At 59.9% G+C, this 11,480-nt stretch carries 8 protein-coding genes; 2 read left to right on the forward strand and 6 right to left on the reverse strand.

All coding sequences use genetic code 11. The features are described from left to right. Window positions 1-11 precede the first annotated feature (11 nt). From GV827_RS15335 to GV827_RS15355, 5 genes are all read right to left on the reverse strand, one after another. The gene (locus tag GV827_RS15335; protein WP_164354697.1) at window positions 12-1,640 is read right to left on the reverse strand and encodes an ABC transporter ATP-binding protein; all 1,629 of its coding nucleotides are present in this window, start codon (window positions 1,638-1,640) and stop codon (window positions 12-14) included. Continuing rightward, window positions 1,637-2,530, reverse strand: coding sequence for an ABC transporter permease (locus GV827_RS15340; protein WP_164354698.1), 894 nt, complete (start codon window positions 2,528-2,530; stop codon window positions 1,637-1,639). Before GV827_RS15340 ends, GV827_RS15335 begins: the two co-directional genes overlap by 4 nt. After that, window positions 2,527-3,471 carry an ABC transporter permease gene (locus tag GV827_RS15345; RefSeq protein ID WP_164354699.1) on the reverse strand — a complete coding sequence of 315 codons (945 nt, stop codon included), beginning with the start codon at window positions 3,469-3,471 and terminating at the stop codon, window positions 2,527-2,529. The genes GV827_RS15340 and GV827_RS15345 overlap by 4 nt, the downstream gene beginning before the upstream one ends. A gap of 65 nt (window positions 3,472-3,536) precedes the next feature. Next, on the reverse strand, window positions 3,537-5,159 hold the full coding sequence (locus GV827_RS15350) for an ABC transporter substrate-binding protein (protein ID WP_235930378.1): 1,623 nt from the start codon (window positions 5,157-5,159) through the stop codon (window positions 3,537-3,539). A 67-nt stretch (window positions 5,160-5,226) separates the two neighbouring features. Next, complete coding sequence (locus GV827_RS15355) at window positions 5,227-6,813, reverse strand: M81 family metallopeptidase (protein WP_235930379.1); 1,587 nt, start codon at window positions 6,811-6,813, stop codon at window positions 5,227-5,229. A gap of 102 nt (window positions 6,814-6,915) precedes the next feature. On the opposite strand from GV827_RS15355, the gene GV827_RS15360 reads away from it, so the two are divergent. Continuing rightward, window positions 6,916-7,728, forward strand: coding sequence for an IclR family transcriptional regulator (locus GV827_RS15360; protein WP_164354700.1), 813 nt, complete (start codon window positions 6,916-6,918; stop codon window positions 7,726-7,728). A gap of 13 nt (window positions 7,729-7,741) precedes the next feature. Continuing rightward, a complete protein-coding gene (locus GV827_RS15365; protein ID WP_164354701.1) occupies window positions 7,742-10,036 on the forward strand; it encodes a penicillin acylase family protein in 2,295 nt (764 codons plus the stop codon). Here the strand turns inward: GV827_RS15365 and GV827_RS15370 are convergent. After that, window positions 10,016-11,335, reverse strand: a complete 1,320-nt coding sequence (locus GV827_RS15370) for an ArgE/DapE family deacylase (protein WP_164354702.1) — start codon at window positions 11,333-11,335, stop codon at window positions 10,016-10,018. The genes GV827_RS15365 and GV827_RS15370 overlap by 21 nt on opposite strands. Window positions 11,336-11,480: the final 145 nt, after the last annotated feature.

The raw sequence follows: 11,480 nt of genomic DNA on the forward strand, positions 1-11,480 counted from the left end.
GTTCTCCTGAACTAATCAGCCATCTCGGCAAAGGGGCGAAAGTTCGCAAAATCCCAGTGGCGCCCAGGGGCGGCGGCAATAAGTGCCTTGGTGTAGTCCTGCTTAGGTGCGCCGAGCACCTGTGCTGCGGGGCCGTATTCAACAACCTGCCCGTACTGCATTACCAGCACATCGTCGCAAATCTGTGCCGCGACGCCCAGATCATGGGTGATAAAGAGAATCCCCAGTCCAAGCCGTTCCTGCAGCTCGGCCAGCAGATCAAGCACTTGCGCTTGAACGGATACATCGAGCGCGCTCACTGCCTCATCTGCAACCAGCACATCGGGATCCATCGCCAGCGCGCGTGCGATTGCGATGCGCTGACGCTGCCCACCAGAGAACTGATGTGGGAAACGGTCTACTGCGCTTGCCGGCAGCCCCACCAGCTCCAACAGCTCGCGCGCGCGCGCCAGTGCCTCGTGACGCGGCGTGCCAAAATTCAGCGGCCCCTCGATGATTGACTGCCCCACTTCGATACGTGGATTAAGCGAGCGCATCGGATCCTGAAATACGATCTGGATATCCTTGCGGTGGGGCTTCAGCTCTTTCTGCGACATGGTAGCGATGTCTGTGCCGTCCACCATGACCTTGCCCGAGGTTGGATCAATCAGCCGCATGATACAGCGCGCCACTGTTGTTTTGCCAGAGCCGCTTTCTCCGACAATCCCCAACGTGCGCCCTTTGTTGAGATGAATGCTTACGTCCTGGGCTGCCTTCACCTCGCGGCCCCGGCTGAACCACCCTCCGCCGCCGTAGGTCTTGTTGAGATCCTGCGTCGCCAGCACAATATTGTCTGAGGTCTGCGCCCGCGCCAATCGCGGCACCTGGCTGGGCACTGATTGCAACAGATCGCGGGTGTAGTCGGTTTGCGGGTGGCGCAGCAGGTTGTCGACGCTTTGTGTCTCCATCACCTCGCCCAGCTTCAACACGGTCACGTCATCTGCAATCTCGCTGACGACGCCCATATCATGGGTGATGAACAACACCGCCGCGCCTTGATCCTCGCGCAGCTCACGAATAAGACTGAGGATCTGTGCCTGTGTCGTAACATCCAGCGCCGTCGTCGGCTCATCCGCGATCAACAACTGGGGGCGCATCACCAGCGCCATTGCGATCATGATCCGCTGGCGCTGCCCGCCAGACAGCTGGTGCGGAAAACTGCGGTACATCTTATCCACGTCGGGCAGGTGTACCGCTTCCATCATCTCTTTCGCGCGTTTGGCGCGGGCGGATTTGGACATGCTGGAATGAAACTCCAGCACCTCCTCGATCTGTTGGCCCACCCGTGCCACAGGGTTCAGCGCGGTCATTGGCTCCTGAAAGATCATCGACATCGACACCGCTCGCAACTCACGCATGCGCGATGCAGATGCCTTCAACATGTCCTCGCCCTTGAGGTTGATCGTTCCGGAAATAGGTTTCAGCACCGGCGGCAGCAAACCCATTGCCGCCAGCGCGGTCAGCGATTTGCCAGAGCCGCTTTCGCCCACCAGACACATGGTCTGGCCGGGCTCTATGCTCAGGTTCAGACCCTTGACCACCTGTTTGTCATGCTCACCATTCAGTGCAATGCGTAGATCGTTGATTTCTAGAAGGCTCATCTTTCGATCCCCCGCTTTGCCATGCGTGGATCCAGCGCGTCGCGTACCGCATCCCCCAAAAGATTGATCGACAGGATCGCCACCGACACCACGAGACCGGGCCACAGCACGATGCCGGGATTGATTTGGAAGTAGATGCGGCCCTCAGCCATAATGTTCCCCCAACTTGGGGTTTCTGGGTTTATCCCCGCACCAAGAAAGCTGAGGATCGCCTCGGTTAAGATTGCGCTGGCGCAAATGTAAGTTCCCTGAATGATCAGTGGTGCCAGCGTGTTGGGCACAAGGTGCCGGCGCATGATCAGCCAGGTTGGCGTGCCTGCCGCGATCGCGGCCTCAACATAAGGTTCCTCGCGGGCCGACAGCACCAGCGAACGCACCAGACGCACAACCCGGGGCACCTCGGGTATGGTGATCGCCACCAGCACAGTCCACAGGCTCGCCCCCCAAAGCGAAACGATCGCGATGGCCAGGAGGATCGACGGGATCGCCATCAGACCGTCAACCATGCGCATCAGAACCGCGTCGACCCAGCGGATATAGCCCGCAAACAAGCCCAAAAGCAGGCCAAAGAGCACTGCGCAAATCGCCGCCAGCACCCCCACAACCAGAGAGATCTGCCCGCCGGTAATGATCCGCGAAAACAGATCCCGCCCAAAGGCATCCGTACCCAACCAGAATGTATCGCTTGGCGGCTTCAGGCGCACCGCAGGCTGCAGCCGCACCGGATCATGCGGCACCACCCAGGGCGCGAACAGCGCCGACAGCGCGATCAAGGCCAGAACGACTGTGGCGATAAACACCAGCGGGCTGGAAAAGACGATCTCACGCACCCGCGACAGCGCCGAGGGGCGGTCGGGCGGGGCAATATTTGCAACAGTCTGATCGGTCATGCGTAACGGATCCTCGGGTCAAGCAGTACATAGGCGATATCGATCAACAGGTTGATCACGACGTAGATGAGCGAGGCCAACAGGATCACAGCCTGAATGACCGGGTAATCCCGGCTCAGCACCGCATCAACGGTCAGCCGCCCCAGTCCAGGCAGGTTAAAAACACTTTCAGTTACGACAACCCCCGAGATGATCAGCGCGAACCCGATTCCGATGACCGTGATGATTGGCACCGAACAGTTGCGCAACGCGTGGCGCATGAGCACCTTGCGCTCTGGCAGACCCTTGGCGCGGGCCGTGCGCACGTAATCGTCCCCCAGAATTTCCAGCATTGAAGTGCGCGTGATACGCGCAATCAACGCGATATAAAGCAGCGTCAACGTGAAGGTTGGTAATGCAATTCGATGGAAGAATTGCCCCACCCCTTCGCCAAGTGGCTTGAACCCCTGCACCGGGAACCATCCCAGCTGCATCGAAAAGGCCGAAATCATCAGATAGCCAATCACAAAGACGGGCACGGAAAACCCCAACACCGACAAAAGCATCACGAAGCGGTCAATAAGCGTGCCCTGCTTCCACGCGGCAATCACGCCGAGCGGCACAGCGATCAGCACAGACAGGATGATTGTGGTCAGTGCCAGGCTGATCGTCGGTTCCATCCGGTCGGCAATCAGCTCCAGTACGGGTTTGCCAGACAAGATCGAAGTACCAAAATCGCCCTGCAACAATTGCCCGATCCAGGAAAAGAACTGCACGAACAAGGGCTCGTTCAGGCCAAGAGACTCGCGGATTGCGTCAAGTTGGTCGGGCGTAGCGGTGTCACCCGCGATGATGGCCGCCGGATCGCCCGGTGTCAGCCGCAATAGCAGGAACACAAAAAGAGCCACGAAACCCATCACCGGGATCGCGGCCAGAATACGCTGCACGATATAGAGGACCATCTGCCGGGCCTTTCACATGAAAAGAATACCGGCCCCGCACTTTATGCACGGGGCCGGAGGGCGCATTAGTTCTTCGAGATATTCCAGAACAATGGCGCTGGCGCGTCAAGCACGCCTTCAATGTTGTTGGACCAGGCGCTTGGCACAAAGTACTGGCCGATCGGCGCATACACCCCTTGTTCATAGGCGATCTTCTGGATCTCCTCTGCAAGGCTCTGCTGCTCTTCGAGCGTTGGCGCAGTGGCATAGGCCGTGCGCAGTTCTTCGAGCTTCGGCACATCGGGCCAGCCGAACCAGCCACCATCTGGGCCCTTGCCGTTGACCATGTTGTTGACCAGCGGGTTGAAGACGTCAGCCCCCACCCAGTTGGTCATGAACATGTGCCAGCCCCCATCAGCAATCGACGCCTGACTTGCGCGCTTGCCCACAAGCGTCTGCCAGTCCATGGCCTGCAGATCCACGACAAAGCCCGCGTCCCGCATGGCCTGTGCCACGACCACCGGCTGCGTGCGCAGCGTGCCCACATCGGTTGGGTGCATTATCACGATGGGAGTGCCGTCGTATCCGGCATCTGCCAGCAGCGCTTTAGCTTTCTCCATTCCGTTGCCTTTTACAAGCGTTTCGGACCCTACATCGGACGCCAGCGGGGTGTTGCACACGAACATCGCACCACAGAGGTTATAAAGCTCAGGGTTGCCGACGAGCGCATCCAGAACGTCCTTTTGGTTGACCGAGGCAATCGCCGCCTGGCGGATGCGCACGTCATCCATCGGTGCGTTCAGCGTGTTGGGCCGCATGATCGTCTGCATCCCAAGTGCATTGAGGTTTTTGACCGTGACATCCGGGTTCGCCTCAAGAATTGGCAGAAGATCGGATGGTGGGCTCTCCCAATAGTCGATCTCTCCGGCTTGCAGTGCGTTGAACGCCGTCTGGTCATCAGGCATCACAACCCATTCGACGCGATCCACCTTGACCACCTTGCCACCTGCGGCAAAGCTTGCTGGCTCGCTGCGTGGCACATAATCCTCGTTCTTTTCGTAGACCGCGCGCACACCCGGCTGATACTCATCAGCGACCCATTTGAACGGGCCGGATCCGATCTGCTCGGGGATCGCTTCGGTCGAAGGCGTTTCGGCCAGACGCTTAGGCATAATGAAAGGAACGTTCGACGATGGTTTGGCCAGACTGTCAATCACAAGGCCATAGGGCTGCTTGAGGTTGATCACGAACTCATTCGGCGATCCGCCCTGATCCATGCTGTCGACGAAGGACATCAAGACCTGCCCCATGCCGTCGCGTTCGCCCCAGCGCGCAATCGACGCGGCCACATCCGCGCCTGTCACCGGTGCGCCGTCGTGGAACATCAGCCCGTCGCGCAGCGTGAAAGTATATGTCAGCCCGTCTTCTGACACCGTATGAGTGTCCACCATCTGCGGCTGCGGCGCTAGGTTTTCGTCCAGTGCATAGAGCGTGTCAAAAATCATGTAGCCGTGGTTGCGGCTCATGTAGGCGGTGGTCAAAATCGGGTCCAGCACCCGCAAATCCGAGTGTTTCACTGCGCGCAGGGTCTGCGCATCGGCCATCCCGGCCATCATTGCAAGGCTCGCTACGGTTGCGGCAAACATCGTGCCGCGCAGCAGACCGGTCAGACCCTTAGGCTTTAGTTTCATGTTTAACGGAAAATTCATTGGAGACTCCCTTGAGTGTTGAATGGTGATGCGCCGGGCTGAAACACCCCTTTTGTTGCGCGTGCGTCTAGTGTGTCGTTTCGGCTCTCCTTGTTTCTGTTGAATCGGGGTCGAACTCTGCGCCCAGCGGCTCCAGCCGCATGCCGCGCGCAAGATTGGTAAACGGCAAACTTGCTGGGCTCACCGGCATCGGGCCCGGGGCGGTGCAGGTCAGTATTGTCTCGGCAATGGCGTCGAAATCGGCGCGAAAATGCACGGAGCTTTTGTTGACCAGTATCGCCTCACTCTCAGGCTCGATCCCGACAAAGCGGTACATTTCACGGTCTGCCATCTGTGCTTTGTGGCTGGTCACCACAATCCGCACATTCCCTATCGACAGACAGGCCGATGGTCCCAAATCCAACGGCGCGCCACCATAAAACGGTCCGCTGGCGATAAACTTTCCGTCTGAAAGCGCCTCAACAACAAACCGCCCCTCGAAAGGCGCATCACCAGGGATTTTAGAGTGGCCGCCCAGCGAAATCTCGATTTTGCCCCCCTGCCCCGCTGCATGAGCCGCCGCCGCCGCCGCCGGATCAACCATGATTCCGAGCGCACCCGAGGCGCCGTGCCGCACCATCGCGCGCAGCATGCCAGTTGTGTTGCTGTCGCCCCCCGCGCCGGGGTTGTCCTGCGTATCCGCGATGATCACAGGCTTGCGCGCATTGCGCGCAAGCCGCATCGCCTCGATCACCCCTGCATCGGGGTCAAAACTCTTGCCCGCCAGCGCAGGCTCTGCGTCCAGCACTGCACGCTCGATCGTATCCGCCGCACCATTTGCTGCACTCTGGGTCTCACCGTAGCAGACCACAGTTGGCCCGCAGCCGGGAAAATCTGCCGCAGGGAACCCGAAAAAGAAAGACGTGCTGGCCACTTCTCCCCTCTCCGTACGGGCAACCAGATCATAGAGCCCCTGCCCCGGTTCTGACCGTGTGCTCTGCCAGGCGATCGGCACCAGAAACGGCAGACGGCGAAACGCTTTGGCAAAGGGCGCACCGCGCGCCATGACCGCATCCAATTGCTGCGCGGCGCGCCTGCCCGTTTCGGCCATGTCTACATGCGGATAGGTACGGAACCCCACCAGCACATCCGCCGCCTCGACCATTTCGGAGGTGATATTGCCATGCAGATCAAGTGCGGCCGCAATCGGTACAGCAGGCCCTACCGCCGCGCGTAGCCGCGACAGTAGCCTGCCCTCGCCATCTTCCTCATGTTCTGCCACCATCGCGCCGTGCAGATCCAAAAAAATCCCGTCCAGCGTCCCTGCGGCGACAATGCCCGAAATAATATCATCCGTGATACTTTCGTAGGCGGTTTTGCAGACATGCGCCGAGGGAATTGCTCCTGCCCAGAGGATCGGCACCATGTTCCAGTCCGCCGATTCGCCAAAGGCGACCGCACCGCCAATCCCAAGATTGATATCGCGTCCTCGCGTTATAAGCGCGTCGCCGCGGGCCAGCGGCATATAGCCCCCGCCCTGCACAAAATCATCCATCCGCGCTTTCGTGGGCGCAAAGGTGTTTGTTTCATGCAGAAATCCCGCCAGCGCCACGCGCTTTACCATGTCATTTTCCCATTTCGGCAGCAGACGCGGCAGGTTTCCATACCTGCACATTGCCCCACCATAAAATATTGCAATGCAATACGGCAGCATCGTATAGAAATCGTAGGGTGTTCGTTGACGTTTAGTCAATGGCTCTCGGCCGAAGGGGACCCCATGACAAGAAACACGACACGGGCCGAACCCGGCAAGCGGAACCTGAGCGAAGCAGACCGCGCGGGCGCACTTTTCGTGCAGTCGGTCGAAAAGGCGATGTCGGTCCTTGCTGCCTTTCACCATGCCGACGGCCCGCTCACCCTCTCAGACATTGCAGCCCGCTCCGGCATTGACCGAAGCGCGGCGCAGCGCATGGTCCACACCCTGCGTGCGCTCAACTACATCGAACGCGACGTAGACGGTCACGGCTTCCGCCCCGGTCTGCGCATTCTCGATCATACGCTTGATTATCTGCGCCTTAATCCTGTGGTGCGTGAGGCCATGCCGGTGCTCCAGGAATTGCGTTCCGAGGCGCGCGAGCGGATCGATCTGTCGCTGTTTGACGATCTGCGCGTCATTTATGCCATCCGCCTTCAGACCAAGCGCCAGACCTTCAATGCCTCGATTGTTGGGCACAGCGTCCCTGTTTTTTGCAGTGCAGGCGGCTGGGCAATCCTGTCACACCTGCGAGAGAGCCATGCGCGCGAAATTCTCAACCGGTCCGACCGCCGTCCTTTCACACCCCATACAATCACAGAAGTAGAGGACACCATGGCACAGGTTGCGTTGACCCGCGAAAACGGCTTCGCGCTTGCCACGAGCCAGATCCTGTCGAGCGAAATCGCCATGGGTTTTCCCATCCTTGACCGCACCGGGGCGCCCGTCGCCGCCATCCACATCGCAGGCTCGCTGTCCGAATGGAAACCCGAAGCCTTCTCGGCACGCATGGCTCCGCTCGGATTGCAGGCCGCACGCACGCTCTCGAAATACTGAAAAGGCTTTTATCATGAACACGATTTCACTCTCGGGCCTCCGTGCGCCTGCCAGCATCTCAATTGATACCTGGGGCCTCGCCCACATCCGCGCGCAAAACACGCCAGACGCTTTCTTTGTTCAGGGCCTGAACGCCGCGCGCGACCGGCTTTGGCAGATTGATCTCTGGCGCAAGCGTGGTCTCGGACTGCTTGCGGCTGATTTCGGACCCGGCTACCTGATGCAGGACCGCGCCGCGCGCCTGTTTCTGTACCGAGGAGAGATGGCGCCCGAATGGGCAGCTTATGGTGACGACGCCAAAGAGATCTGCACAGCCTTCGCTGCGGGCATCAATGCCGGCGTCGATCTTACGCGCACGGGTGTCTGGCCCCTGCCCCCCGAATTTGCACACTTCAGCACAGCACCTGCAGAATGGGCCCCCGAGGACGTCGTGCGCATTCGCACCCATTGTCTCGCCCGTAACGCCCTTTCCGAACACGCCCGCGCGCAGGTCCATGCCCTTGCCGATGCTGAGGTCGACCTGCTGCGCCAATCCCTGACCCCCCCTTTGAGCACTACAGACCCGTCGGTCCCCCTGCCCCCGGATGCGCTAGCGGTCTACGAACTGGCGACCGCTCCCGTCACCTTTTCGCCCGAACGTCTGAATGCGCCCCTCAAGGATGCCTCGCTCTGGTCAACCATCGACGCGGCCAAACAGGTGTGCCGTACGGCGGCAATGGAAGGGTCGAACAACTGGGCCATCGCACCAACGCAGACCACCACGGGACGCGCCATTATGGCAAGTGATCCGCACCGCGCCCATGCGGCCCCGTCCCTGCGCTATATGATTCACCTCAGTGCCCCCGGCCTAGACCTTATCGGTGCGGGAGAGCCTTCGTCCCCCGGCATCATGGCGGGACACAACGGTACCGCAGCTTTCAGCCTCACGATCTTTTGCGCTGATCAGGAAGACGTGATGGTCTACGAGACCGCCGCTGACGATCCCCTGCACTACCGCTATGGCGATGGGGCAGAGACGATGAGCGAAATCACCGAAACCTTTGCGGTCAAGGACCACCCGGACCAGAGCCTGCCCCTACACTTCACCCGTCACGGCCCGGTGATCTATAACCAAGACACGACCGCCTTGGCCATTCGCACTGTCTTTACCGATCCCGGTACTTCGCCCTACATGGCCAGCCTCAAATCCATGCGCGCAACCACAATGCCCGATTTTCGCGCCGCACTCACCACTTGGGGTGCGCCCTCTGTCAACATGGTCTACGCGGACACCGCGGGCGACATTTGCTGGCAAAGCGCGGCCTACGTCCCAAAACGCACAGGCTGGCATGGACTTGTGCCCGTCAGCGGCGCGGGCGGCTATGAATGGGATGGCTATCTAACCGCCACAGACCTGCCTGCACTCGAAAACCCCGACACGGGCTTTGTCCATTCCGCCAACAATATGAACCTGCCCGCCAGCTGGGACCATGATGCAATCCCAGTCGGATTTGAATGGTTCGAGGACGGTCGCGCCAACCGTATCGCCCATGTGATCGCGCAGGGCGGCGCAGGCGATATCGCGGCGAACTGCCGATTGCAAAACGACACGCATTCTGCCCTTGCATTGGATCTCGTCGCCCTACTGCCCGGCGGCACCCCAGCGCAGGAACTGTTGCGCGGTTGGGACGGCATGGCTGACACCGCTTCTGCCCCGACCCTGCTCTACGAGATCTGGCTGACAGAACATCTGCGCCCTGCCCTGTTGAGCCGCGTGGCCCCCGACGCAAAACTGCGGCGCCTGCTCGCCCCTGGCAGCGTGCCGACCTTGGTACGACTGATGCAAGGTCAGCACCCGAATCTTGCAGAACTCGCCGGGCTGGAAACCGAAAAGGCGCGCAATGCATTGCTGACCGAGACGCTGCAAGCCGCCTTCGACGATGCCTGCGCGCGCTTCGATGTCGATCCCGGCAGCTGGCGCTGGGGTGATCTTCACAAGGGCTGGTTCGGCCATGCAGTCTCGCCTGACTATCACGTTGGACCGATCGAGACCGGCGGCAGCGGCACCACCGTGATGATGGGCTACTACGAGGGCGCGGATTACCGGGTGCGCATCGGGGCATCCGTCCGCATGGTCGTGGATGTGGGCGCATGGGACAACAGCGTCTGGATCAATGTGCCGGGCCAATCAGGTGTTCCTGGTCATCCCCATTATGACGATCTCATGCCGCTCTGGGCCTGCGGCGACTATGTACCGATGCTCTATAGCACACAGGCCGTCGACGCCGAGACAGAGACGGTGATTAATCTAATCCCTGCGGCGGTTTAGACCGCACCACTGGGCAATGAACAACGCCAGTACCTTCGTCGTGTCGCGCATGGATTCCAAGTTTACACGCTCATCGAAACCGTGGATGTTTTCCGCCCGCGGCCCGATGCAAAACGCTGGGATACCGTAATAAAGTCCGTAGAACCGCGTATCTGTTAGCGCGGTCATCTTATTTTCAGGAATCTTCGCGTCCGTTTCGAAAACTGTGCCATAGGCGTCCTGCATCACCTGCAACGCTGGATCCGCGTCTGGGCCCAGAACATATCCTTCGGCCTGAAACCCGTTCCAGATCACTTCAGGCGGGCTGTTGGACAAAAATGGATGATTGCGCGCCGCAGCAGCCACACAGGTTTCGATCTCGGCGCGGGCTTGCGCAAGATCCTGACCGGGCAGTACGCCAATGCGACAATCAATATCGCACCACGCAGGCACGCTTGATGCCCAATCACCACCTGCAATCTTCCCGGCGTTAAAGTTCAGTGGGTGCTCAACGTCGCGGTAAACCGGATCTTCTGCCGCCCGCGCGTTCCATTCCGCTTCCAGCACTTTTAGCTCTTCAATCATGTCATAGCCCGCAAGGATTGCATTCGAACCCTCGCCCGCGACAGACACATGCACGGGTTTGCCCCGCACCCGAAGCCGGAACCATAGGGCCCCGACCTGTGCGCGGTTGATGCTCAGATCTGACGGTTCGGGCAACACCGCTACATCTGCGCGATATCCCCGTTGCAGGGTCGAAAGCGCCCCAAGGCCAGTGCTCTCCTCCTCGATAACGGACTGGAAATGCACAGTCGCTGCAGGCTCTAAACCGCTGTCCAGGATCGCATCGAGCGCAAATAACGCGGCCACTGTTCCAGCCTTCATATCCCCCGCACCGCGCCCGTACATCCAGCCGTCATGGATCACCGGATCGAACGGCGGGTGGCGCCACATCTCTGCCGGACCGGTTGGTACGACATCCAAATGCCCCTGCAGGATCAGCGACCGCCCCTGCGTAACCTCAGGCCGCAAGCTGCCCACCACGCTGCGCGCCCGCGAAAAATCCCCGTCAATCGGCCCGAAACCCGGCAGACTCTCCAGATCCCCTAGCGCAATGGTCCAGTCATCCACGCTATAGCCGCGCGCACGAAGCGCCGCGGCCATGAAATCCTGCGCCGCGGCTTCTTCAAAGCGCAAGCTGGGGATCGCGACGAAGTCAGCGAGGAAGTTGGTTTGATCGGCAAAAGTATTATCAATTTGACGAAGAATTCGTTCCCGCAGATCTGCAGGAACGGGATGTGTTGCGCTCTCATGTGCCATGGTTCAACCTATTTTGCCTGGGTGCAGCTTTGAGTAGGGCCTTTCGTCGGTCAAGCCAATTGCAGAAAGATCGCCACAAATGCGATCCTTCTGCGCACCGCCGATTGTTCTTGAGGATCTCGTTAAGAGCGCAGATATCCCCTCC

The organism is Sulfitobacter sediminilitoris (assembly GCF_010667575.1).
In the GTDB taxonomy this organism is placed as follows: domain Bacteria; phylum Pseudomonadota; class Alphaproteobacteria; order Rhodobacterales; family Rhodobacteraceae; genus Sulfitobacter; species Sulfitobacter sediminilitoris.